Origin of the sequence: Pseudomonas fluorescens (assembly GCF_902498065.1) — a bacterium.
GTDB classification, from domain to species: domain Bacteria; phylum Pseudomonadota; class Gammaproteobacteria; order Pseudomonadales; family Pseudomonadaceae; genus Aquipseudomonas; species Aquipseudomonas fluorescens_BJ.
Window position 1 is genome coordinate 801,235 of record NZ_CABVIR010000001.1, and the last position, 23,303, is coordinate 824,537.

At 58.5% G+C, this 23,303-nt stretch carries 30 protein-coding genes; 17 read left to right on the forward strand and 13 right to left on the reverse strand.

What is annotated here, in order from left to right:
- The first annotated feature begins 99 nt into the window (after positions 1-99).
- The 4 genes from F8N43_RS04005 to F8N43_RS04025 all read left to right on the forward strand — a co-directional run bounded on the left by F8N43_RS04005 (position 100) and on the right by F8N43_RS04025 (position 3,683).
- Positions 100-1,248 carry a muconate cycloisomerase family protein gene (locus tag F8N43_RS04005; RefSeq protein WP_150636186.1) on the forward strand — a complete coding sequence of 383 codons (1,149 nt, stop codon included), beginning with the start codon at positions 100-102 and terminating at the stop codon, positions 1,246-1,248.
- A gap of 10 nt (positions 1,249-1,258) precedes the next feature.
- On the forward strand, positions 1,259-1,549 hold the full coding sequence (gene catC / locus F8N43_RS04010; protein ID WP_008029082.1) for a muconolactone Delta-isomerase: 291 nt from the start codon (positions 1,259-1,261) through the stop codon (positions 1,547-1,549).
- 54 nt (positions 1,550-1,603) lie between these two features.
- Positions 1,604-2,533: a catechol 1,2-dioxygenase gene (gene catA / locus F8N43_RS04015; protein WP_150632852.1), complete on the forward strand. Its 930-nt coding sequence runs from the start codon at positions 1,604-1,606 to the stop codon at positions 2,531-2,533.
- 190 nt (positions 2,534-2,723) lie between these two features.
- Positions 2,724-3,683: an AraC family transcriptional regulator gene (locus tag F8N43_RS04025; protein WP_150653246.1), complete on the forward strand. Its 960-nt coding sequence runs from the start codon at positions 2,724-2,726 to the stop codon at positions 3,681-3,683.
- A 23-nt stretch (positions 3,684-3,706) separates the two neighbouring features.
- Here F8N43_RS04025 and F8N43_RS04030 read toward each other — a convergent pair whose 3' ends face one another.
- From F8N43_RS04030 to F8N43_RS04045, 4 genes are read right to left on the reverse strand one after another with little or no spacing between them, the layout of a single operon-like run.
- Positions 3,707-4,093 (reverse strand): hypothetical protein, encoded by a 387-nt coding sequence (locus tag F8N43_RS04030; RefSeq protein ID WP_150653247.1) that lies wholly within the window; start codon positions 4,091-4,093, stop codon positions 3,707-3,709.
- Positions 4,094-4,141: 48 nt separating this feature from the next.
- Positions 4,142-4,525 (reverse strand): hypothetical protein, encoded by a 384-nt coding sequence (locus F8N43_RS04035; RefSeq protein ID WP_150653248.1) that lies wholly within the window; start codon positions 4,523-4,525, stop codon positions 4,142-4,144.
- Positions 4,522-5,994: a hypothetical protein gene (locus F8N43_RS04040; RefSeq protein WP_150653249.1), complete on the reverse strand. Its 1,473-nt coding sequence runs from the start codon at positions 5,992-5,994 to the stop codon at positions 4,522-4,524. The genes F8N43_RS04035 and F8N43_RS04040 overlap by 4 nt, the downstream gene beginning before the upstream one ends.
- Positions 5,991-6,476, reverse strand: coding sequence for an Hcp family type VI secretion system effector (locus F8N43_RS04045; protein WP_150632848.1), 486 nt, complete (start codon positions 6,474-6,476; stop codon positions 5,991-5,993). The genes F8N43_RS04040 and F8N43_RS04045 overlap by 4 nt, the downstream gene beginning before the upstream one ends.
- Positions 6,477-6,657: 181 nt before the next feature.
- Here F8N43_RS04045 and benA point away from each other — a divergent pair, with 181 nt between their 5' ends.
- The 4 genes from benA to F8N43_RS04065 all read left to right on the forward strand — a co-directional run bounded on the left by benA (position 6,658) and on the right by F8N43_RS04065 (position 10,385).
- A complete protein-coding gene (benA, locus tag F8N43_RS04050; RefSeq protein ID WP_150632847.1) occupies positions 6,658-8,022 on the forward strand; it encodes a benzoate 1,2-dioxygenase large subunit in 1,365 nt (454 codons plus the stop codon).
- The gene (gene benB / locus F8N43_RS04055) at positions 8,019-8,507 is read left to right on the forward strand and encodes a benzoate 1,2-dioxygenase small subunit (protein ID WP_150632846.1); all 489 of its coding nucleotides are present in this window, start codon (positions 8,019-8,021) and stop codon (positions 8,505-8,507) included. Before benA ends, benB begins: the two co-directional genes overlap by 4 nt.
- A 10-nt stretch (positions 8,508-8,517) precedes the next feature.
- Positions 8,518-9,531, forward strand: coding sequence for a benzoate 1,2-dioxygenase electron transfer component BenC (gene benC, locus F8N43_RS04060; RefSeq protein ID WP_150653250.1), 1,014 nt, complete (start codon positions 8,518-8,520; stop codon positions 9,529-9,531).
- A gap of 80 nt (positions 9,532-9,611) precedes the next feature.
- Positions 9,612-10,385: a 1,6-dihydroxycyclohexa-2,4-diene-1-carboxylate dehydrogenase gene (locus tag F8N43_RS04065; RefSeq protein ID WP_150632844.1), complete on the forward strand. Its 774-nt coding sequence runs from the start codon at positions 9,612-9,614 to the stop codon at positions 10,383-10,385.
- A 13-nt stretch (positions 10,386-10,398) separates the two neighbouring features.
- Here F8N43_RS04065 and F8N43_RS04070 read toward each other — a convergent pair whose 3' ends face one another.
- Complete coding sequence (locus F8N43_RS04070; RefSeq protein ID WP_150632843.1) at positions 10,399-10,761, reverse strand: NUDIX hydrolase; 363 nt, start codon at positions 10,759-10,761, stop codon at positions 10,399-10,401.
- 223 nt (positions 10,762-10,984) lie between these two features.
- Between F8N43_RS04070 and F8N43_RS04075 the strand changes: the two genes are divergently transcribed.
- Complete coding sequence (locus F8N43_RS04075) at positions 10,985-11,188, forward strand: DUF2188 domain-containing protein (protein ID WP_150632842.1); 204 nt, start codon at positions 10,985-10,987, stop codon at positions 11,186-11,188.
- Positions 11,189-11,224: 36 nt separating this feature from the next.
- Here F8N43_RS04075 and osmE read toward each other — a convergent pair whose 3' ends face one another.
- Together osmE and F8N43_RS04085 are read right to left on the reverse strand one after the other, a co-directional pair.
- On the reverse strand, positions 11,225-11,581 hold the full coding sequence (osmE, locus tag F8N43_RS04080; RefSeq protein WP_150632841.1) for an osmotically-inducible lipoprotein OsmE: 357 nt from the start codon (positions 11,579-11,581) through the stop codon (positions 11,225-11,227).
- Positions 11,582-11,595: 14 nt separating this feature from the next.
- On the reverse strand, positions 11,596-11,835 hold the full coding sequence (locus tag F8N43_RS04085; RefSeq protein WP_008029106.1) for a hypothetical protein: 240 nt from the start codon (positions 11,833-11,835) through the stop codon (positions 11,596-11,598).
- Between the two features lie 171 nt (positions 11,836-12,006).
- On the opposite strand from F8N43_RS04085, the gene F8N43_RS04090 reads away from it, so the two are divergent.
- The 5 genes from F8N43_RS04090 (at position 12,007) to F8N43_RS04110 (ending at position 16,166) form a co-directional block, all read left to right on the forward strand.
- The gene (locus F8N43_RS04090; protein ID WP_150636206.1) at positions 12,007-12,225 is read left to right on the forward strand and encodes a hypothetical protein; all 219 of its coding nucleotides are present in this window, start codon (positions 12,007-12,009) and stop codon (positions 12,223-12,225) included.
- A 70-nt stretch (positions 12,226-12,295) separates the two neighbouring features.
- A complete protein-coding gene (locus F8N43_RS04095; protein WP_150632839.1) occupies positions 12,296-12,631 on the forward strand; it encodes a hypothetical protein in 336 nt (111 codons plus the stop codon).
- A 295-nt stretch (positions 12,632-12,926) separates the two neighbouring features.
- A complete protein-coding gene (locus F8N43_RS04100) occupies positions 12,927-14,216 on the forward strand; it encodes an NAD(P)/FAD-dependent oxidoreductase (RefSeq protein ID WP_150632838.1) in 1,290 nt (429 codons plus the stop codon).
- A 26-nt stretch (positions 14,217-14,242) separates the two neighbouring features.
- Positions 14,243-14,797 (forward strand): helix-turn-helix domain-containing protein, encoded by a 555-nt coding sequence (locus F8N43_RS04105; RefSeq protein ID WP_150632837.1) that lies wholly within the window; start codon positions 14,243-14,245, stop codon positions 14,795-14,797.
- 22 nt (positions 14,798-14,819) lie between these two features.
- Positions 14,820-16,166, forward strand: a complete 1,347-nt coding sequence (locus F8N43_RS04110) for a glutamine synthetase family protein (protein ID WP_150632836.1) — start codon at positions 14,820-14,822, stop codon at positions 16,164-16,166.
- A 429-nt stretch (positions 16,167-16,595) separates the two neighbouring features.
- Here F8N43_RS04110 and F8N43_RS04115 read toward each other — a convergent pair whose 3' ends face one another.
- The 3 genes from F8N43_RS04115 to F8N43_RS04130 form a co-directional block, all read right to left on the reverse strand.
- Positions 16,596-17,294 (reverse strand): dienelactone hydrolase family protein, encoded by a 699-nt coding sequence (locus F8N43_RS04115; protein WP_150636208.1) that lies wholly within the window; start codon positions 17,292-17,294, stop codon positions 16,596-16,598.
- A gap of 269 nt (positions 17,295-17,563) precedes the next feature.
- Positions 17,564-18,079, reverse strand: a complete 516-nt coding sequence (locus tag F8N43_RS04125) for a DoxX family protein (protein WP_150653251.1) — start codon at positions 18,077-18,079, stop codon at positions 17,564-17,566.
- Positions 18,080-18,132: 53 nt separating this feature from the next.
- A complete protein-coding gene (locus tag F8N43_RS04130) occupies positions 18,133-18,336 on the reverse strand; it encodes a hypothetical protein (RefSeq protein ID WP_150632833.1) in 204 nt (67 codons plus the stop codon).
- A 288-nt stretch (positions 18,337-18,624) separates the two neighbouring features.
- Here F8N43_RS04130 and glsB point away from each other — a divergent pair, with 288 nt between their 5' ends.
- The 3 genes from glsB (at position 18,625) to F8N43_RS04145 (ending at position 21,627) form a co-directional block, all read left to right on the forward strand.
- Positions 18,625-19,533, forward strand: coding sequence for a glutaminase B (glsB, locus tag F8N43_RS04135; protein WP_150636210.1), 909 nt, complete (start codon positions 18,625-18,627; stop codon positions 19,531-19,533).
- A gap of 167 nt (positions 19,534-19,700) precedes the next feature.
- On the forward strand, positions 19,701-21,203 hold the full coding sequence (locus F8N43_RS04140) for an aldehyde dehydrogenase family protein (RefSeq protein WP_150653252.1): 1,503 nt from the start codon (positions 19,701-19,703) through the stop codon (positions 21,201-21,203).
- Positions 21,204-21,276: 73 nt separating this feature from the next.
- Positions 21,277-21,627, forward strand: a complete 351-nt coding sequence (locus F8N43_RS04145) for a BON domain-containing protein (RefSeq protein ID WP_150653253.1) — start codon at positions 21,277-21,279, stop codon at positions 21,625-21,627.
- A gap of 119 nt (positions 21,628-21,746) precedes the next feature.
- Here the strand turns inward: F8N43_RS04145 and F8N43_RS04150 are convergent, their stop codons facing one another.
- The 3 genes from F8N43_RS04150 to cynS all read right to left on the reverse strand — a co-directional run bounded on the left by F8N43_RS04150 (position 21,747) and on the right by cynS (position 23,224).
- Complete coding sequence (locus F8N43_RS04150; RefSeq protein WP_150653254.1) at positions 21,747-22,406, reverse strand: carbonic anhydrase; 660 nt, start codon at positions 22,404-22,406, stop codon at positions 21,747-21,749.
- 27 nt (positions 22,407-22,433) lie between these two features.
- Complete coding sequence (locus F8N43_RS04155) at positions 22,434-22,670, reverse strand: DUF2790 domain-containing protein (protein WP_150632828.1); 237 nt, start codon at positions 22,668-22,670, stop codon at positions 22,434-22,436.
- Between the two features lie 86 nt (positions 22,671-22,756).
- On the reverse strand, positions 22,757-23,224 hold the full coding sequence (gene cynS, locus F8N43_RS04160; protein ID WP_150632827.1) for a cyanase: 468 nt from the start codon (positions 23,222-23,224) through the stop codon (positions 22,757-22,759).
- Positions 23,225-23,303 lie beyond the last annotated feature (79 nt).

The window sequence follows — 23,303 nt, forward strand, 5'->3', positions numbered from 1 at the left end:
ACCTTAAAGGTATGAAGTCAGACCAATTCTATATTGGCTTCCCGAAAAAAGCCGTACCAGAATCAGTTCCAGAACTTTAAGAACCTGACGGGTATCGCCATGCTTGCAACTGCCATTGAATCGATCGAGACGATCATCGTCGATCTGCCGACCATCCGCCCGCACAAGCTGGCGATGCACACCATGCAGAACCAGACGCTGGTGATCATTCGCGTTCGCTGCGCCGATGGCATTGAAGGCATTGGCGAATCCACCACCATCGGTGGCCTGGCGTATGGCAATGAAAGCCCGGACAGCATCAAGACCAACATCGACAGACACTTCGCGCCGCTGCTGCTCGGTCAGGACAGCGCCAACGTCAACGCTGCAATGTTGCGCCTGGAGCGCAGTATCCGCGGCAACACCTTCGCCAAGTCAGGTATCGAAACCGCGTTGCTTGATGCCCAGGGCAAACGCCTTGGCCTGCCGGTCAGCGAACTGCTCGGCGGCCGGGTTCGGGATGCGCTGCCAGTGGCCTGGACCCTGGCCAGCGGTGACACCGACAAGGATATTGCCGAAGCGGAAAAAATGCTCGACCTGCGTCGCCACCGCATTTTCAAACTGAAAATCGGTGCCGGCGAAGTCAACCGCGATCTGGCCCACGTCATTGCGATCAAGAAAGCCCTCGGCGATCGCGCCAGCGTGCGGGTCGACGTCAATCAGGCCTGGGACGAAGCCGTCGCATTGCGCGCCTGCCGGATTCTCGGCAGCAACGGCATCGACCTGATCGAGCAACCAATCTCGCGCAATAACCGCTCGGGCATGGCGCGGCTCAACGCCGTGAGCCCGGCGCCGATCATGGCCGATGAATCCATCGAGTGCGTGGAAGATGCATTCAACCTCGCCCGTGAAGGCGCGGCGTCGGTGTTTGCCCTGAAGATCGCCAAGAACGGCGGCCCGCGCGCCGTTCTGCGAACCGCCGCAATCGCCGAAGCAGCCGGCATCGCCCTGTATGGCGGCACCATGCTTGAAGGTGGCCTGGGCACCATGGCGTCGGCCCATGCCTTTATCACCCTGAACAAACTGGCGTGGGACACCGAGTTGTTCGGCCCGCTGCTGCTGACCGAAGACATTCTCAGCGAACCGCTGGTTTATCGCGATTTCGAGCTGCATGTACCGAAAACACCGGGTCTGGGCGTGACCCTGGATGAAGAACGCCTGGCGTTTTTCCGTCGCGACAAGACATCCACTGCCATTCATTCAGCCTGAGGAGAGCATTATGCTGTTCCACGTAAAGATGACCGTGAATTTGCCGGTCGACATGAACCCCGAACGCGCCGCGCAGCTCAAGGCCGACGAAAAAGCCCTGGCCCAGCGCCTGCAGGATCAAGGCAAGTGGCGTCACTTGTGGCGCATCGCCGGGCTCTACGCCAATTACAGCGTGTTCGATGTCGACAGCGTCCAGGAACTGCACGACCTGCTCATGCAATTGCCGTTGTATCCGTACATGGCGATCGAAGTCACCGCGATGTGCCGGCATCCTTCGTCCATCCGCGAGGATGACCGCTGAACCCAGCCTGTTCAGTTCGCCACGCTAATAATTACAAGATGAGGAACCCAGAAAATGAACGTAAAAATTTCCCACACTGCCAGCGCCCAGAAGTTTCTCGAAGAGGCCAGCGGCCTGCACAACGACGCCGGCGATCCACGCACCAAAGCCCTGGTCTACCGCATCCTGCGTGACTCGGTGAACATCATCGAAGACCTCGCCGTGACCCCGGAAGAGTTCTGGAAAGCCGTCAACTACCTCAACGTGCTGGGTGCGCGTCAGGAAGCGGGTCTGGTGGTGGCCGGGCTCGGTCTGGAACATTACCTGGACCTGCTGATGGACGCCGAAGACGAGCAGGCCGGCAAGGCTGGCGGCACGCCGCGGACCATCGAAGGGCCGCTGTACGTGGCGGGTGCACCGTTGTCCCAGGGCGAAGCGCGTCTGGATGATGGCGTCGACCCGGGTGTGACGCTGTTCATGCAGGGCCGCGTGTTCAACACCGCGGGCGAACCGTTGGCCGGCGCGATTGTGGATGTCTGGCACGCCAATACCGGCGGCACTTATTCGTACTTCGATACCACCCAATCGGAATTCAACCTGCGTCGCCGTATCGTCACCGACGCCGAAGGTCGCTACCGCTTCCGCAGCATCGTGCCGTCGGGCTACGGCTGCCCACCGGACGGTCCGACCCAACAACTGCTCGATCAACTGGGCCGTCACGGCCAGCGCCCGGCGCACGTGCACTTCTTCATTTCGGCGCCGGATCATCGCCACCTGACCACCCAGATCAACCTTGATGGCGACCAATACCTGCACGACGATTTCGCCTACGCCACCCGTGACGAGCTGATCGCGAAAATCACTTTCAGCGATGATCAGACGCGTGCGGCGGCTTATGGTGTGAGCGGGCGTTTTGCTGAAATCGAGTTCGATTTCACCTTGCAGTCGTCTGCCCAGCCTGAAGAGCAGCAGCGCCTCGAGCGGGTTCGCGCACTGGAGGACTGATCCCCTCGACAGCCAAACCTGGTGGGAGCCAGCGTGCTCGCGAAAGCGGAGTGTCAGTCAACATTGATGTTGAAGCTGATGGCCTTTTCGCGAGCAGGCTCGCTCCCACTAGTCGCTCAGATGACACATCGGTGCAGGCTGTGCCCTAGAATGGCCCGACGCAACTTATAACAACAACGAGAGTGACCCGATGATGCAAGCGCAACTGTTGAGTCAGCGCAGCTCCGTATTCGACCATGCCGACCCCTACGCGGTGTCGGGCTACGTCAATCAGCATGTCGGTAATCATTGCATCCTGATGCCCCGAGCCGGGCATCCGCTGGCCAGTCTCAATCACCGCAAATTTGCCAGTCTCGACCTGTGCCGTATCAGCTACGGCGGCAGCGTTCGCGTCACCTCCGGCGCACTGGAAACCATCTATCACCTGCAAGTGCTGCTGCGCGGCAATTGCCTGTGGCGCGGTCACGGTCAGGAGCACTATTTTGCCCCCGGCGAGTTGCTGCTGATCAACCCCGACGATCCGGTAGACCTGACGTACTCCGACGATTGCGAAAAATTCATCCTCAAAGTCCCGACGTCATTGCTGGAATCGGTTTGCAACGAGCAGCGCTGGCGGTATCCGGCGCAGGGCGTGCGGTTCCTGGAGAACCGTTATCAGCTCAATGAACTGGAAGGGTTTGTCGGCCTGCTGGCGATGATTTGCCAGGAAGCCGAAGCCACCGAGCAAGTTCCCAAGGTGCAGGAGCACTACGCACAAATCATCGTCAGCAAAATGCTCAGCCTGATGCAGACCAACGTCAGCCGCATTAGCCTCGGTTCACAGACGGCTACGTTCGAGGTGATTGCCGACTACATCGCGCGCAACCTCAAGCAGGACATCGACAGCGAAGAACTGGCGCGCCAGGCGCGGATGAGCCTGCGTTCGTTGTATGGCTTGTTCGAACGCAACGCCGGCACTACGCCGAAAAACTACATTCGGCAGAAACGCCTGGAACGCATTAATGCATGCCTGATCGATCCCACCTGCAATGTGCGGAACGTCACTGAGGTGGCGATGGATTATGGGTTCCTGCATTTGGGACGATTTTCGGATAATTATCGCAAGCAGTTTGGGGAGTTGCCTTCGGATACGTTGAAGCGGCGGGAGTGAATCATGCGGCCAATTAGCATGTTTTATGCGAGGTCAAACCTGGCTATGGCTGCGAGACAGCACATCACAAATAAGAGCCCCAATAAGGTCCACTGCAAAACGGCCAATTTTCGCTTTAAATTCGCGGGAAATTTTTCCAAATCTTCCGGACACAATTCGCCTCTTTTCAGATAAAAGTTCGGGAAAGTCACGATCCCGGAAATGCCTCTTATGAGCATTAGCCGTCCCCATGGACCACCATGCTTGAGAGGGGCTCGCACCATGATCGCCGTACAATTTTTAAGCTGCTCAAGCATCCAGTCCATCTTGGTGTAAGCCATGTGCAATGCGACAGTGATCCAAACTAATGCTGCTGCAAAGTAAATCAGGCCGATGCCGGCGATCAACACGTCAACAGTTCCCTGGCTCATTTAGCGATCTCATGAATTTTTTCTCCGGCGTAAATTTTTAGGGTGCCGCTAATAAAACAATCCGGATTTGCTGATAAAGCAAAGTGCAAGCATCGCTAACACAAGTGTTACGAGAAGCCAGTGCATAATTGCCAATTTAAGTCTCAGTGAGTTTGGAATGGCTTGTAGGTCTTCACTGCTTAACTGACCATTTTTCAGATAAAGTCGTGGAAAAGCAACGTAACCGGTTATCCCTCCAATCAACATCAATTTCCCCCAGATTCCTGCATGCCTTAAAGGAGTCAAAGTTTTTACTCCAACGCTTTTTGGGAATAGATGTAAAAGCATTTCGATTTTTTTATAAGCCATATAAAGCGCGACCCAGCACCAAACAGACATACATAAAAATACAGATGCGGATAGCAAACCTACAACAAACCGAGCAGTGCTCATTTTGTATTCTCGTGGACTATTTCCCCTGCACTCTCTCCGAGAATTCCCCCGGCCGAGCCACCTACGTAAGATCCAGCACCGACTATTAACACGCCGCATACGAGACCGGCCGTCCCACCCGTCGGTATAGAAAGTGCAACGCATAGACTGCTTACCGCGGGTGCCGATAATGTTGCTCCGATTGCCACTCCGCCCAAGATCCCTCCTAAAAAACCTCCAGCTTCGGTAAATTTCACCTTCTCGCACGCCTCCACATTCCCTTCTGCACAAACACCCTGAACCTTGATGACTGACGCTCCACCACCCACCGCAGTGCCAACCCAACCACCATATTTGACGTACTTCGCCGCTTTAGAAACAGCGTCAATATGTGTGGCATAACCAGGAATCTGACCAACAGCCCCAGCTTTTCTCCAGCGATGTACAAGATTTTTCGTCGATAGGCCCAACACGTTTTTCAGATTGGGATGATCCGGAAAGCCGATGCTCTTTTTTGTCAGTTTGGTTAGCTGGACGTCCAACTGAGCCAGCAGGCGTTTGCGTTCGGCATAGAACTCGGGGGAGTTCAGGTGACCCTTGGCTTGAAAGGTCCGGGTATGCAAACTCTCGATGTCACTTAAAATGCCGCTTACGTCTTTCAGATTCTTCGAGAACATCGTCAGCCCGGCACTAGCCCCGAGTGACCCCTTGGAAATCAGGAACGCAATCTCGTCATAGTGCCGCGCCATGAAATCGGCCTCTTCCGAACTCAGCGGTTCCAAGGCTCTGTTTACATTGCCCGCCGCCTGCATCAACAACGCTTCTTCGAAAGTACACAGATGATTGTTTGGATCGCTGAGAACGATCATCGTCCCGGCTTTCACCTGATCCAGATTCGGATTCAGGGCCTTGAATTTTGCGATGACAGCGGGGGAGGCTGAGGTGAAAAGCTGAGCTTCGAGTTTGTCAGCCGTCGTGCTTCTGGGAACGATGTAGAAACCGGGGTCTTCTTGCGGGACTTCCGCTGGACATCGTTCTCGAGGAAAAAACTTTAAATCCGACACCGGATGCGGCGAAGAGGCGGCCTTCAATGCATCGGGCGAATTCGCGGTAGTCGACTTTAAGTTTTGCGCATGGACAAAGCGCAACAAGCGTTCAGGGTCAGGTTTTAATACTGGCTGAGTCAGCGTCGAGGTCGGTGTTCTTTTAAGCCGTGCGGTCATCGCGCCCTGAGCATTTCGCGCGACGGCTTGCGATTGGATAAGCAGGTCGCGTTGTTCTTGCAGAAGCGCCTGTATGCCTTGCTTCGGCGTTTTGTTGCCTTGCGCGACATCATCGGCAATACGCTTCGCGTAATAGGCAACTTCCCGATTGAACTGTACCCGCGCCGAACCGTGGGCAAGATATCGAGCGCTGACAGTATGGGCTTGCCCGACCAGTTTCCCGGCAACGCTGTTGACGTCCGCAAGGTCGTGACGGCTGGAATTCACCCTTCTTCCCCCCAAGAACCGTAACCGGCGGTTTTAGCCAGATGGTGGGTCCACGCGATGTCGCGGTAACGAATCGCCACCTGCTCTTGTGGCTCTGCGTCGTTTTGAAAAATGGCGTGAGGGACTTCAAGTGTCAGGTCGACAATGACGCCTCCATTGATCGACACGGTGTAGAACTTTTCCTGTATGCCGAAGGAGGACACACGGTAAAAACTGATCGTGCAGTTGATTTCCTCTCTGTTTGAAAGCGCTTGGGCGAGTAGCGGCGATGATTTGTCCACCGCTTTGGTGATGATGATCGGGCTGTGCGTCGCGCTGTTGATGTTGCCGACGTTGGTCATGTTGTGGCTGTAGGACAGCACCATGATTTCGTTCGTGTGCGCAGCCTGATATTTGTTGCCGATAGAGTCCTGGGTTGAGCAGCCCGCTGAAATCAATCCTTGAGCTTTTCCGTTTATGGTCATGTAACCGTGATTAGCCATAGAACCACTCCTTGTAGTCAGGCGGGCAGTCTATGGCAGAAGTTGTAAGCAGTTATGTAGTCCGATTCCGAAAATACGTTCTGCACTAAATGGATACAGATCTGCACCCAGTGGATAGTCCACCCCATTGCCCCGTCCTAGCATGAGCCTTGCCTGAACAATAACAATGGAGGCGGCGGCCATGACCCTGCGACCCGAATATCTTCACTCCCTGCTTGAGGACGATCCAGAACAAGGAATCTATCGCTGCAAGCGCGAGATGTTCACCGACCCGCGGCTGTTCGATCTCGAGATGGAACACATCTTCGAAGGCAACTGGCTGTACCTGGCGCACGAAAGCCAGATCCCCAACAAAAACGACTTCTACACCACCACCATGGGGCGCCAGTCGATCTTCATCGCGCGCAACAAGGACGGTGAGCTCAATGCCTTTATCAATGCCTGCAGTCACCGTGGCGCGATGCTCTGCCGACACAAATCCGGCAACAAGAGCTCGTACACCTGCCCGTTCCACGGCTGGACCTTCAACAACTCCGGCAAACTGTTGAAGGTCAAAGACCCGGCAGCGGCTGGCTACCCGGCGAGCTTCAATTGCGAAGGCTCCCACGACCTGACCAAAGTCGCCCGATTCGAATCCTATCGCGGCTTCCTGTTCGGCAGCCTCAAGGCCGATGTCGTGCCGCTGGTTGAGCACTTGGGCGAGTCGGCGAAGATCATCGACATGATCGTCGACCAGTCCGCCGATGGCCTGGAAGTGCTGCGCGGTTCGTCCAGCTACATCTACGAAGGCAACTGGAAACTCACGGCCGAAAACGGCGCCGACGGCTATCACGTCAGCTCGGTGCACTGGAACTACGCCGCCACCCAGAACCAGCGCAAACAGCGCGAGGCCGGCGACACCAATCCGACCATGAGTGCCGGCAGCTGGGCCAAGCAGGGCGGCGGTTTCTATTCCTTCGACAAAGGCCACATGTTGCTCTGGACCCGTTGGGCCAACCCGGAAGATCGCCCGCTTTATGAACGCCGCGATGAACTGGCCCAGGACTTCGGCAAGGCCCGCGCCGACTGGATGATCGAGAACTCGCGCAACCTGTGCCTGTACCCGAACGTGTACCTGATGGACCAGTTCAGCTCGCAGATCCGCATCGCCCGGCCGATCTCGGTCAACCGCACGGAAATCACCATTTACTGCATCGCCCCCAAAGGCGAAAGCGATCACGCCCGTTCGAGCCGGATTCGTCAGTACGAGGATTTCTTCAACGTCAGCGGCATGGCCACCCCGGACGATCTGGAAGAGTTTCGCTCCTGCCAGACCGGTTATCAGGGCAGCGTGACCGCCTGGAACGACATGTCCCGTGGCGCCGAGCACTGGGTCGAAGGTGCCGATGATGCGGCGAAGGAAATCGACTTGCATCCGTTGCTCAGCGGCGTGCGCACCGAGGACGAAGGCCTGTTCGTGCTGCAGCACAAATACTGGCAGCAGACCATGCTCAAGGCTCTGGCCGCCGAGCAATCGAAGCTGATTGCCCTGGAGACCGTGCAATGACCCTCACCTATGAAACCGTGCGCGATTTTCTCTACCGCGAAGCGCGCTACCTCGATGATCGGCAATGGGATGAATGGCTGGAGTTGTACGCCCCGGATGCGACGTTCTGGATGCCGTCCTGGGACGACAACGACGAACTGACTGAAGATCCGCAGCGGGAAATCTCGCTGATCTGGTACGGCAACCGCACCGGTCTTGAAGACCGCGTCTTCCGCATCAAGACCGAGCGTTCCAGCGCCACCGTGCCGGACACCCGCACCTCGCACAACATCAGCAACATCGAGCTGCTGGAACAGGCTGACGGCCTCTGCAAGGTGCGCTTCAACTGGCACACGTTGAGCTTCCGCTACAAGACCGTTGACAGCTATTTCGGCAGCAGTTTCTACACCCTGGATGTGCGCGGCGAAAACCCGCTGATCAAGGCCAAGAAAGTGATCCTGAAGAACGACTACGTTCGCCAGGTCATCGATGTTTACCACCTGTGAGGCGGCCGTCATGACTCATTCCATCGCATTCAATTTTGAAGACGGCGTCACCCGTTTCATCGACGCCAACGTTGGCGAAACCGTGGCCGATGCCGCGTACCGCCAAGGCATCAACATTCCGCTGGATTGCCGCGACGGCGCCTGCGGCACTTGCAAGTGTTTCGCCGAGGCCGGTCGCTACGACCTCGGTGAGGAGTACATCGAAGACGCCCTCACGGCGGACGAAGCCGAGCAAGGTTTTGTCCTGACGTGTCAGATGCGCGCCCAGAGCGATTGTGTGGTGCGCGTGCCAGCTTCCTCGGAGGTCTGTCGCACGCAACAGGCCAGTTTTGAGGCCACCATCAGCGCCGTGCGCCAGTTGTCCGACAGCACCATCGCGTTGTCGATCAAAGGTGAGGCACTGAGCAAACTGGCGTTCCTGCCGGGGCAATACGTGAACCTCGGGATTCCCGGCAGCGAGCAGACCCGCGCCTATTCGTTCAGCTCGTTGCAGCGTGACGGTGAGGTCAGTTTCCTGATTCGTAACGTGCCCGGTGGCTTGATGAGCAGTTTCCTCACCGGCATGGCCAAGGCTGGCGACAGCATGAGCCTGGCCGGGCCGCTGGGCAGTTTCTACCTGCGCGACATCCGTCGGCCGTTGTTGCTGCTGGCCGGCGGTACGGGGCTGGCGCCGTTCACCGCGATGCTGGAAAAAATAGCCGAACAGGGCAGTGAGCACCCGTTGCATCTGATCTACGGCGTGACCAACGATTTCGATCTGGTGGAAATGGATCGGCTGGAAGCCTTCGCTGCGCGCATCCCGAATTTCAGCTTCAGCGCCTGCGTGGCCAGCCCCGACAGTCAGCATCCGCTCAAGGGTTACGTGACCCAGCACATCGAGCCCAGACATTTGAACGAGGGCGATGTCGATGTCTACCTGTGCGGCCCGCCACCCATGGTCGAAGCGGTCAGCCAGTACATTCGCGAACAAGGCATTGCGCCGGTGAATTTCTACTACGAAAAATTCGCCGCCAGCGCGGCATAAAAATGTGTGGCGACGCCGTTCTGTAGGCGCTGGCTTGCCAGTTCCTACAGATCGAGAGCGATTTTCGATTCGAGGCACGTATGAACAGATTTCACGAAAAAGTCGCGTTGATCACCGGTGCCGCCCAAGGCATCGGTCGGCGCGTTGCCGAACGTATGGCGGAGGAGGGGGCTCGGTTGATTCTGGTCGACCGCTCCGAGCTGGTGTTCGAAGTGCAACAGCAATTGGGGACGGGCAGCCAGGTGCTCGCGCTGACCGCGGACCTTGAGCAGTACGGCGAATGCAGCCGCGTGATGCAAACCGCCGTCGAGCGCTTCGGTCGTCTCGACATCCTCATCAACAATGTCGGCGGGACGATCTGGGCCAAACCGTTCGAACATTACGAAGCCGACCAGATCGAGGCCGAAGTCCGTCGTTCGCTGTTCCCCACGTTATGGTGCTGCCATGCCGCGCTGCCGTTCATGCTGGAGCAGGGCAGCGGCGCCATCGTCAACGTATCCTCCATCGCCACGCGCAGCATCAACCGTGTGCCGTACGGTGCGGCGAAGGGCGGGGTGAATGCGCTGACCGCGTGCCTGGCGTTTGAAACTGCCGGTCGTGGCGTGCGAGTCAACGCCACGGCACCCGGTGGCACTGAAGCGCCGCCGCGGGTGATTCCGCGCAACAGCGCCGAACAAAGCGCCGAGGAAAAAGTGTGGTACCAGCAGATCGTCGATCAGACGCTCGACAGCAGTTTGATGAAACGCTATGGCACGCTGGATGAGCAGGCAGGCGCCATTCTGTTTCTGGCCAGTGACGAAGCATCCTACATCACTGGCATGATCATGCCGGTGGGTGGTGGCGACCAGGGCTGACAACCGTTGAACGCTACAGGCGACGCTGAAACGCTCTGACAATTCTGAGCGTGGCGTCGCTGGTGTTCAGGTTCTGTACCGCGTCCAGCGGAAACCACAGGCAGTCAAAGATTTCATTTTGCGGTCGGGCCTCCGACGAGTTGAGCACCGATGCCTCATACACGTGGTGGCGGGTGCCGCCCGTTTCCAGTTCCATCAGGTACAGCAAGCCGTCGATCCCGAGCCCGGTCTCTTCCTGAAGCTCGCGCATGGCGGCGCCTGCCGTGGTTTCGCCAGGCTCGACCTTTCCGCCGGGCAACGTCCAGCGAGACCTTGGCTTGCGCACCAGGAGAATGTGCCGGTCCTGCTCGCAAATGACGGTTGCGCGTACTTTCATGTGTTACCTGATTGCCCGTTGTCATAAATCGGTAATAAAAATGCAATATTCAGGCCGCCCACGTTTACTCGGACCTCTTGGTCTGGTTGGAGGTGCCACAAGGACTGAAAGTGCAATCGAATGACGGAATCCTGTCGCGACGTCTGGTCGGCACCCCGGCGAAACGTGGGTGTAAGGTAGGCAGGGTCAATCCTGGAATCAGTACCGAAAATGGAGGTAACTTATGAGCGTTCCGATGCTGAATAAGATGCACATGAACGGTTATGACGTACTCAGCGTGAACAACGGCCCATGGCGGGTGTGCACCCAAGGTGATCGGCTGGGCGCTTTTGCCAGCCGGGAAGAGGCGTTGGCCTTTGCCGCGGCGCTTCCCGGTTACAAATCCCGGGCCAAACGGCCGGCAAGCAACCAGACGACGCTTAAGTAAAACGCTTGTAGCCCCGGTTTTTTCCGGGGCTTTTTCTCAATAACCGCCGCCCCCGCCGGAGCTGTGGGAAGGTTCCCTGGCTTTTGTTTGCAGGCGGCTCCATTCCGCGCAGGTGATAAAGCTGGTGTGATCGACCTTGCCCCGATCATCGAAACTGACGTTGTACGCCTGTTGATGGCCGGCTTTCGTCAGCTTGTAGTCAAAGCACGTGCCGGGCACCGCCGTGCGCTCGGTGATGGTGTGAGGCGGTCCGCCGATTTGCTCGACCTGATCCTTGCTCATTCCCGTCTCAACTTTGGCGACCAATGGCAGGTCGCCATAGAGGCGCGATTCAGTGCTGCAGCCCGCTAACGCTGACAGTCCGAAAACCAGCGCGAATAGAGGCTTGTTCATGACCGCGCTCCTGTTTAGTGCGCTTTGTTACGACTGATGGCCTTGGCTTTGACTTCTTCGGCGTAGCCGGCCAAGCGCTGTTCGTCGCCCTGGAACAGGTCGCACAGCCGCAGCACCGCCTGCGCATCGACATCATTGCCAGACAGCTTTAATTGATCTGCCAAGCGTAGAAGCTCCACCGCCGACCATCTCAGATCCGACGCAACGCTTTGCAGGTCACGTCGAAGTTCGTTTTCAGATTCGTTGAGCCACATGACGACCTCCTGAACATTGTCCGCTACGAAATTTTAGTCTCTATTCCTGACGCAGGACGTTTTGTTCGTCCGAACACCCGCAATAACCTTTGGTCGGGAAGATGCGTGCGAACGAACAGATCTGCTGTCGTAGTGATGTGGCGAATTTTCGCAGGGGAGAGGCAACTTCAAATGACGACGACCGATGACTTCAGGTTTCACGCGCATGAGCTGATCGTCGATCTGGACGCGGCGACCACAGAGATGATGACGCTCATTTCTGCTCATCAGCTCAGCGGCCCGGAATGGGAGCGTGTGACTCAATGGCAGCACGAAGCGTATGAGCGGTGGATGACTTACCTGAACGAGCGGTCCTATCCGGACCCCGGCCAGACCACCGACAAACAATGAAAAATACCCAATGAATGGATGTCCGTATGACGGCGCGCTACATTTCCTTTTTTCCGAATAAGGGTGCGTCATGCGGACGTTGATTGCAGGAGTCGTAGTGGTGCTACTGGCAGGCTGTTCCTTGCCCGCGTCACTGGTCCCAGGTGAGCCGAATTTCAGCAAATACAGCGAGAAGGCGCCTAAGGAGTATGCCGCCTGTGTATTGCCGGCGTGGCAGACACAGATTTCCAATACGACTCAAACGCCGATTTCCAATGGCTACCGGATCAAGGCGCCGAGCATTATCACGGCCGACGAGATTCTGGATATTGTGAAATCGAAAGAGGGCAGCCGGGTCTCGCTGTATCAAGGGCCGCCATGGGCCAAGTCAGGCGCACTGCGTCAGGCGGTTCGGGATTGTTTGTAGGGCTTGGCCGCGAGTCGTGGCGGCATTTGATAGACCGTCTTCGCCAAACACATTTCAAATGTTGGTGACCTCACTGGTCTGCTCGCCAGCAGCCAGGGCCGCGCTTCACTTGTCCCTGCGATCACTTATCCCGTTATCAACATGAGCCGTGAGCTCCGTGGGAGCCTTCCGCGAACTGGAAACCACCTGGATCCCTGTAGGAACGAACATGCTCGCTCCTGCAGGTTCTTGCGTGCGTGAAATAAAGTGTGTATTTTTTCATGAAATTTAAATAATAAAATTTCATGAGGCCCGCATGTTCCAGCAATCCACACGCCACGTTGCCAGTTACTACGCCCACACGTGCGCAGATCGACTGGTGGATCGTGTGGCGTTGGAGGGCGAGCAGGACACCGAAGTGTTGATCATCGGCGCCGGCTTCAGTGGCTTGCACACGGCGTTGCGACTGGCGCTGGCGGGCAAGCGCGTGACGCTGCTGGAAGCCAGTCGGGTGGCCTGGGCCGCGTCGGGGCGCAATGGCGGTCAGGCCATTCTCGGTTGGTCGTGCGATATGCCGCCGCTGGAGGCCGCGCTGGGTTATGAGCGCGCGCGGCGGTTGTGGGACAGCATGCGCTGGGCCGCACAGGAGTTGCGCGCGCTGCCCGGCCGACATGACTTCGACTGTGATTACCGGCCCGGCCACCTCTGGACGTCGGTGATGCCGCGCCGGGTGAGCCTGCTTTCCGAGTGGCAACACGAAGCGAGCCACAAATGGGGCCACGATGGTTTGCAATTCATTCCCCGTGAAGCGTTGCCGCAGTGGGTCGCCAGTGAGCGCTATCAGGCAGGTCTGTTTGATCCTGAAGGCGGTCACCTTAACCCGTTGAAACTGGCGCTCGGCCTGGCGGCGGCTATCGAGTGCGCCGGGGGTCGCATTCATGAGCAAAGCAAGGCACTGAATTACCGCGAGGAGGGTGGCCGGTACGTGGTCACCACTGAGCGCGGGCGCATCCGGGCCGATGTGCTGGTGCTGGCTTGCAATGCCTACCTGGATCGGCTCGATCCGCAACTGTCGAGTTGTGTGTTGCCGGTCGGCACCTATCAGGTCGCCACCGCGCCGCTTTCTCAGGCGCAGGCGACCGCGCTGCTGCCGAGCAATGTCTGCGTCACCGACAATCAATTCGTCCTCGATTATTTCCGTCGTACGCCGGATAACCGCTTGCTGTTCGGCGGTGGCTGCACCTACCTGGGTGGCATGCCGAAGGACATTGCTGCCGCGACCCGGCCGTTCCTGCAACGGGTGTTTCCCCAGCTCAAGGGCGTCGAACTGGAATTCGCTTGGGGCGGGCATATCGACCTCACACTCAAGCGCACGCCTGACATTGGTCGACGCGGCGATCTCTATTGGCTGCAGGGTTATTCTGGCCACGGTGTACTGCCGACCCTGGCCGGGGCCCGCGCTGTGTCCGACGCGATACTCGGTCAGGCAGATGAGCTGGCCTTGTATCAGGGCCTGGTCAACAGCCGTTTCCCCGGCGGCAAATACATGGCGGCGCCGCTGGAAGCTATCGGCAAGGCCTGGTATCGGTTGCGCGACAGCCTTTGAACCGCACATTTTCTGGAAGCTTTCAGATGGACATGCAAGAAGAGATTTCGGCGCTGGCGATCCTGATTCAGGACCTGCGCAAACACAAAAAATACACGCTCAAGGAACTGGCGGACAAAATCGGTCGCTCCGTCGGATTCCTCTCACAAGTCGAGCGTGGATTGTCCCGTCCGACCGTGGCGGATTTGACCGCCATCAGCGAAACCCTTGGCGTACCGACCACCTATTTCTACAGCCTGCCCAAACCCATGGCCTTGCCATGGGTGACCCGGCCGGATGAGCGCCGCACGCTGTATTACGCCGACGGCATCACCGACATCCTGGTCTCGCCGAAAATGCGCGCCTCGTTCTCGATGCTCGAAAGCCGGCTCGAACCCGGCGCCAGCAGCGGTGACCGGCACATGAACGACAGCTCGGAGCAGGGCGGTTATGTCCTGGAAGGGCAACTGACGCTTTGGCTGGGTGACGATCAACCGGTCACCCTGGGGGCCGGAGACAGCTTTCAGCTCGCCAGCCATGCCCATTGCCGCTACGGCAATCTCACCGATCAGCTCACCCGGGTGCTCTGGGTTTACACCTGATAAAACAACAAGGAACAACATGATGGATGCTGTCTGCTCTGATCTGGTTGCTGAAGTTCGCGCGTTTCGCCAGCGCTTCCCGGATGTGCGCTACGTGGACCTGATTGCCCTGGACATTCCCGGGCATTTCTACGGCAAGCGCTATCCAATCGAGATGCTCGAAAAGGTCGCCGCCGGCAGTGCGCTCAAGCTGCCGCAGAATTGTGTATTGCTTGGGACTCAAGGTGGACTGTTCAAAATCGGCGACTACTGTTTCAACGACGGCGACCCGGATGCGCCCCGTCGGTTGGTGCCAGGCACGCTGAAAATCGTCGACTGGGAAAAACAGCCGCTGGGGCAGATGTTGATCACCTCCAGCGGCACTGAAAAACCCATCGTCTTCGAACCACGGGAAGTACTGGCGCAGGTTCTTGACCGCCTCGCTCGCAAAGGGATTTTTCCGGTGGTGGCCTTCGAGCTGGAGTTCTATCTGTTCGATCGCCAGTTACGTGACGGCTTGCCACAGTTTGCGCGCGATCCGTTGACCGACGATGCGGACGATCAGCCGAACATGCACATCGAGCGGCTGTCGCGGTTTGCGCCGGTGCTCGATGACATGGTCGAGACGGCACGGGCGCAAGGCATCGACACCACAGTGATCACTGCCGAGCTGGGACCGGGTCAGTTCGAGATCAACTTCGGTCACCTGGATGATGGCCTGCGGGCAGCCGACTGGGCGGCGCTGTTCTGCCGCAGCACACGCGGCGTGGCGCTCAAGCACAACTACCGCGCCAGTTTCATGGCCAAGCCTTACTTGCAACATCCCGGCAGCGGCATGCATGTTCATGTGAGCCTGTACGACGAGGCGGGCAACAATCTGTTGGCAGCCAATGACCAACAACCGCTGCGCCATGCCGTGGCCGGTTGCCTGGAATTGTTGCCGCATTGCATGCCGATCTTCGCGCCGAATCACAACGCGCTGCGTCGCTTGAGCGGCACCGTGAATGTCGCGACGCGTGCCAGTTGGGGCTTCGAAGATCGGGACGCCTGCCTGCGGGTTCCTGAGTCGGACGCCAGGAATCTGCGCATCGAACATCGCCTCGCCGGCGCCGATGCCAACCCTTATCTGGTGTTGGCGGCGATTCTGGTCGGGTTGGAACAAGGACTCGAAGCCGGTCGTCAACCGATCGCGCCGCTCAATGAAGACCGCAGCAGTGGCATCAACTTCCCGTTGGAGATGCTGGAGGCCGTTCAGTCCATGCAACACCACCCGCAGTTGCGCGAAGGATTGGGTGCGGAGTTTGTAAACGTGTACTGCGAAAACAAACGTCAGGACCATTTGGCATTTATGCAGGACATCAATGCGCGTGAATATCGCTGGTACCTGTAGTTGACCGCTTGTCGTCACTCGACCTCAAAAAAAGTGTGGATATTTAAGGACTTGGAAGTATTAGTAACCGGATGGTGAGTTAAAATATCTTGTTACAAGGTGAAATATTCCGTAATATCCGCCCCGCGTTCACCACCACGGTTTATGCATTTTTAAATCCCGGGCGTCCATCAGCTGCCTGGGATTTTTTTTGCCTTGAATAAGCGGTGCTGCAAAAATCATTCACTGGAAATAGACGTTCCATCGACCTCGCTGAACGGCTGCACCGGCTGATCCTTCGCGATAGCCATTAAAAAGCCCGGCCAATGCAGATTGGCTGGGCTTGATGAGAGGGTCAGCCGCGCGGTGCGGCGATCCGACTTGCTGGCAATGGCGTATTCGAGGACACCCTCGCCAGCAAGCCTGGCTCCTGCGAAACGCGTGCCGGCCTTAGAGTTCCATACCCAAAAAGATCAAGGTATTGCCATGGGCTTCAACGGCTGCGCGCTGGTTGTAGCTGTCGCGATGCGAGCAGTTGAAGCCGTGCTCGGCTTCCGGGTAAACCACGATTTCCACGTTATCGTTAGTGTCGAAACGCTCGGCGATTTTCTCCACGTCGTCCAGCGAAATGTGGCTGTCCTGTTCGCCGAAGTGCATCAGCAGCGGCACTTCGATTTCGTCGGCGCGGTCCAGTTGGTTCTGGATGCCGCCGCCGTAATAGGCGATCGCCACGTCCACCAGCCCATTGGCGGCGGTGTGGTACGAGAGCAAGCCGCCGAAGCAATAACCGATGGAGGCAATGCCGCCATCCAGACCCGGCTGTGCTTTCAGGGCGTCGATGGCCAGTTCGATGTCTTTCTGTGCTTTGCCGACATCGGTGGCATTCATCAATTCGACGGCGCGTTTCCAGCCGGCTTCGTCGTAGGTCAGTTCGATGCGCGGGCCGCTGCGCCAGAACAGGTCTGGTGCAATGACCAGGTAGCCGTCGGCGGCGTATTGCTCGGCGACCGAGCGGATGTGTTCATTCACACCGAAGATCTCCTGGATCAGCACGATCCCCGGGCCTTTCTGGGTATGCGGAATCGCCAGGTAAGCGTCGAATTTACCTTCAGCGCTGTCGATTTCGATCCATTGGGTGGTCACGCTCATGGTGGCTCCTGTCTTCGCAAGTGAGTTGGAGGGTAGCTTACTGCGGCTGTGTGGCTTTAAAGCTTCTCAGCGCCTGCATCCGTTTAGTTCGCGCAGCACTCGTTTCGAGTTCTCGATGCCTTGGCGGCGCGAATCCTCATTCTGCCCGCCAATGAAGTCGGGAAACAGATGGTAGCCGAACACCGAGACCAGTGCGCCATAACCGTAGAAATCATAAATGCCCCGGGCCATGTGGGTGCGGGCGCGGTCGTTATCGAAACGCCGGCGCCTCAGCGGTGGTTGCGACGCCAGAAGAATCGAGCCAGTAACGTATCGAGACTGAGCTTGCCGGCACCCGAGAGCAACAGCGGCAGCAGGGCGGCGAGGTAGATCAGCGGCAGCTTGAAGTTGCCGTAGCCCTTGTTGCTGATGGAGTAGCCTTGAGCAAGCTCACTCAATGTAGACCAATCGGCTGGCCAGTGAACGGCAGCCGTCGCGACGATGGTCACCACGATCAGCACGACGGCCGAAATCCGCGTACCAAGCCCGACGAGGATGGCGAGGGCGCAAATCAGTTCGGCCCACATCGACAGTTCCCAGTTCAGCGTGGCCGGCACTTGGTCGAAGGGAAACGGGAAACGATCCTGGATATCAGCGAACCAGTTTTCGCCGTTCCATTTTTCCAGGCCGGACTCGAAAAATTCCCAGGCGATGAACAGCCGTAAGGTCAGAGGAGCGAGCCAGCTACCGGCACGGTCGAGATTCAGGTGCAGGCCTTTCACAGCCGACGAGATTGCAGAGTTCATGGACGTGGTCTCCGTTCAGTCAGGGATGCGGGGCTCGTGGCCCCGCGCAAGGGTTACTCGCCAGCGCCGCACTTACCTTCGCCGCATTTGCCTTCAGCCGGTTTTTCCGCGGTGTCGGCCTGAACCTGGCTGTAGCCGTGGGCCAGTTGCTTCATGCTGAACGCTTCGGACTCGGAGGCCGATGCGACGTTGGACAGGGCCAAGCCGCCCGCAATGATCAGGCCGAGGGTCAGGGAAGCAGTCGAGAGCTTGAACATGGTGATACTCCGTTGCATTGAGTGAGTTGAGCGCTTTGATCGGCTGAGCCAATCGACAGGCACATTTCATCAATCGGGTGTATCTGCGATGTGTCGTCGGGGTGGGGTTTTATGGCCGGGGTGTTTCAAGGGCGGCTCTGTATACATGCTGATACACAGGCACCGTCGCTCCCACAGGGGGCGTGGAGTTTATAAGATTGTGCTCAGGCATCTGTGATTCGCTGCCGACCGACAGCGTCTAGCGTCAGTGTCCCCGCAATCCCATGGGGCGAGACTTCGGAACCCGGCATGCAAGCGCTGTTGAACGAGATCCTTGACGCAGTCCGGCCCCTGATCGGTCAGGGCAAGGTGGCTGATTACATTCCCGCCCTCGGCACCGTGCCGGCCAATCAACTGGGCATCGCCGTGTATGGCAATGACGGCGAATTGTTTTGCGCCGGCGACGCCCACACGCCGTTCTCGGTGCAAAGTATTTCCAAGGTGTTCAGCCTGGTGCAGGCCATTGAGCATTCCGGTGAAGCCATCTGGCAGCGCCTGGGGCACGAACCTTCCGGCCAGCCGTTCAACTCGCTGGTGCAGCTGGAATTCGAGCGCGGGCGCCCGCGAAATCCGTTCATCAACGCCGGCGCGCTGGTGATCTGCGACATCAACCAGTCGCGCTTTGCCGCCCCGGCGTTGTCGATGCGTGATTTCGTCCGGCGTCTGTCGGGCAATCCGCAGGTGATGGTAGACGGCAAGGTCGCCGAGTCCGAATACCAGCACCGTGCGCGCAACGCCGCCATGGCGTACCTGATGCAATCCTTCGGCAACTTTCACAACGATGTCGAAGCGGTGCTGCGCAGCTACTTCAGCCACTGCGCCTTGCGCATGAGCTGCGTGGACCTGGCCCGGGCGTTCTGCTTTCTGGCCAACGACGGCTTCTGCAAGCACAGCGGCGAACAGATCCTTAGCGCCCGCCAGACCCAGCAAGTCAACTCGATCATGGCCACCAGCGGGCTCTATGACGAGGCGGGCAACTTCGCCTATCGCGTCGGTTTGCCCGGCAAGAGCGGCGTGGGCGGCGGGATCGTCGCGGTGGTGCCGGGGCAGTTCACGGTGTGCGTCTGGTCGCCGGAACTGAACGCGGCCGGCAACTCGCTTGCGGGCATGGCCGCCCTGGAGTTGCTGAGTCAGCGGATTGGCTGGTCGGTGTTCTGACCGCTGGTCCGGGAGTTTTTTCGCGAACAGGTTCGCTCCCACAGGAGGCGCGGCGTACTGCCTTTGCTGTTCGTGGTCAGAAAGGAGCCGGATGCCCACCGGTTAATGACGCTCCTGGAAATTTGCTATACATTTTCCGACCGCCCACTGCATGGTGAAACCGCTTCATGTCTCTTGCGCTCGAACGTCTAGTCGCTGGCACGCCAATCCCTTTCGCTGGTAACCGTGTCACTGTGGTCAGCCCCGAACTGGCCTTGCGGTTTCAGCCCGGGGACCACCTGTTGGTGGAGCAGCTCAGCGGCGAGTTGCTGCTGATTCCCGTGGCAGACCAGAAAGCGGCGTCGGTCGCGATTGAGCGGGCCGAAGCAGCGTTTACGGCGATGTCCGTTGTTTCCGACCAAGCGATCAGCGCGTTTTTCGACCTGTTTGCCCTGCGCCTGGAAAACCAGGACTGCTGGGATTTGATTGAGGCTGCTAACCGCGCCGACATCGAATGGGCCAAGTCACGTGGGCGCTCAACCACACGGTTGCTGGCCGATGAACGCATGCGCCGCGACATGATCGCTGGCCTCAGGGCCTGGCGCGATGCCTCCGCTACGCGCGGTAAAGTGATCAGTTGCGTCGAGCATGACGGCTGGAAAGTCGAGCAGGTGGTTTCGCCGTTGGGCATCGTTGCCTTCGTGTTCGAGGGCCGGCCGAATGTTTTCGCCGATGCCGCCGGCGTGTTGCGCACCGGCAACACCGCGGTGCTGCGCATTGGCAGCGATGCCTTGGGCACGGCGCAAGCCATCGTCACCCACGCGTTGAATCCGGCATTGAGTGAAGCCGGTTTGCCGGTGGGCGCGGTGTCGCTGGTGGAAAGCGTCAATCACGCCGCCGGCTGGGCGATGTTCGCCGACCGGCGCCTGTCACTGGCGGTCGCCCGGGGTTCGGGGCGCGCGGTCAGTCAGTTGGGCAGCATCGCGCAACAGGTCGGCACTGCCGTCAGCCTGCATGGCACCGGCGGCGCCTGGCTGGTCGCCGACAAGGACGCCGACGCCAAGCGTTTTGCCGCCGTCGTGCGCAATTCCCTGGACCGTAAAGTCTGCAACACCCTGAACGTATGCCTGATCCACCGCGATCGTGCCGCCGAACTGGTGCCGCTGTTTCTGGACGCCCTGCAAAAAGCCGGCACCGCCCGGGAAGAGGGCTGCAAATTGCACATCGTCGAGGGCAGCGAAGCGTATTTGCCGAGCCATTGGCGGACCGCAACCGTCGAGGTCTATCGCGCCGACGGCTACCAGACCGAAGCGTTGGCCGAGCCACTGCCCGAAGACCAATTGGGCCGCGAGTGGGAGTGGGAAGAAACCCCGGAAGTCAGCCTCAAGATCGTCGACGACCTGAGCCAGGCCATCACCTTGTTCAATCGCTATAGCCCGCAATTCACCGTGTCGTTGATCAGTGAAAATGCCGAGGCCCATGAACGCTTCTACAACGCGGTCAATGCGCCTTTTGTCGGCAACGGGATTACCCGCTGGGTCGACGGGCAGTACGCGCTGAATAAACCGGAACTGGGTCTTTCGAACTGGGAGAGCGGGCGTCTGTTTGCCCGCAGCGCGATTCTCTCGGGCGATGGCGTGTTCACGATCCGCAGCCGCATGACCCAGATCGATCTGTCGGTCAAACGCTGAGTTCCCGACCTCAAGCGCGGACCGCACTATAATTAAGGGTGTCTGTGACTGCGTCTTGAGACAGGGGTACGCCATGAAACTTCAATCCTTTGAGCACTACTCTCATCAACTGGAAATGGCCGCGCACGACGCGTGGCTGACTGCCCGGGTGAAGTCGGCCATGGCGTTGGCCGATCCGGGCCTTGGCCTGCAAGTCCACGTCAAAACCCTCGCCGGAACGGTGATGTTGAGTGGTCGCGTCAACACTCATAAGCAATGTGAACAGGCAGTTGCGCTGGCCCGTACGGTGAGTGGTGTCAATGAAATAGATGCCAGGGAATTGCTGACTCACGTGTTCACGCCTGGGAGCTTTCCAGCAGCGCCGAACGCCGAGGAAAGCCCGGAGATCCGGCCGTCATCGTCAGCCAAACCGGAAGACAAATGAAGCGGGGTGCAGCGTTCCCGTGAACCGGGCGCGCTGCATCTTCACCTCTCGGCTATTTAGCGCTGACGCTGATGTGCTGCGCGCTGCCGGCTGAGGGCGATGACCCTCAGGGGCACGGATCAAGCCGCTTCAGCCGCTTTGCCGTGAAGGGCGCACGTGGTCGGATGTTCGATCAGCGACACGAACGTGCGGCTGTTGGCATCCAGTGCATCGATCGAACCGGTTTCGATGTCGTAGACCCAGCCATGCAGGTTCAGCAGGCCTTTTTCCTGAGCCAGCCGCACGCTCGGATGCGTCTGAATGTTAGCCAGTTGCGCGATCACGTTTTCCCGCACCATCGAACTCACTTTCGCCGCGTCGCTGGCGTGCGGCCGGGATTCGTTGATGACCTTCGCCGATTCCGCATGTTGCAACCAGCCGCTGACGGCGGGCAGGTGGTCCATGCATTTGCAACTGGCGACGGCCGTCATCGCGCCGCAATCGGAATGGCCGCAGATCACGATGTCGGTAACGCCCAGCACGGCCACCGCGTATTCGACCGTTGCCGAGACACCGCCTGGATGTGGGCTGTAGGAGGGCACAATATTGCCTGCGTTACGGATCACGAACAGTTCACCGGGTTCTTGCTGGGTCAGCAGTTCCGGCACCACACGACTGTCGGAGCAGGTGATGAACAGCGTACCGGGGTGTTGCGTGGTGGCCAGGTGCTTGAACAGGTCGGTCCGTTGCGGGAAGGCTTCTTTCTGGAACTTCAAAAAACCGTCGATGAGCGCTTTCATGGGGCATTTCCTTTCAAGTGATGGGGGTCAGTTCGAGCAGCCGGTGCCAAACACGCTGTAATCCAGAATGTGAGTGACGCCTTTGGAGTCCTGGTACGTCATTTCCACGGGGACAACCCCGCATTCATTGGCAATCGGCGAGATGCTCACGACATGCGCGATATCCAGTTTCATGCCGTACTCGTACGTAGCCGCCGCTTCTTGGGCCTGAACCTGGGCAGACACGCCCGCTAACAACGACAGCACCAACAGAATTTTTTTCATGGGGCATCCTCCAGACCAATGTGGTGAGCAAACAAGCAATTCGGGTTCAGGATCGGGCCCGCATCGGAGTGCGGGCCGGGTTCAACTCAGAAAGGACGCAATGGCAGGAACTTGCCATCGAGGGTGATCACGGCGCGGGAGCCGCCTTCCGGGTCTTCGACTTTCTTCATGTCGAGTTTGAAGTTGATCGCGCTGATGATGCCGTCGCCGAATTGTTCATGGACCAGCGCTTTCAGGGTGGTGCCGTAGATCTGGATCATTTCGTAGAAGCGGTAGATGGTCGGGTCGGTCGGCACACCCGAGAGGCTGCCGCGCAGCGGAATGATTTGCAGGCGGGCCACGGCGTCGGCGTCCAGATCGAGTTTCTCGCCAATCACTTTGGCGGCGCTTTCCGGCAACGGGTGTTGACCGAGCAGGGCGGCGGTGACGTAAGCCAGACCGAGGCCGGTGCCATCGGTCAGGTCCTGCCAGGACAGGTTTTTACGCGCCTTGGCATCAAGGATCGAGGTGGTCAAGGTCAGGCTCGGGTCGTTGTAAGCGTGGGACTGTTGCATGGTGGTTTTCCTATCGGGTGGGCTATTGCTTGGGTGTGAAGCCATCTTCTGCCGATTGATTCATAGCGTCCAAGATCGA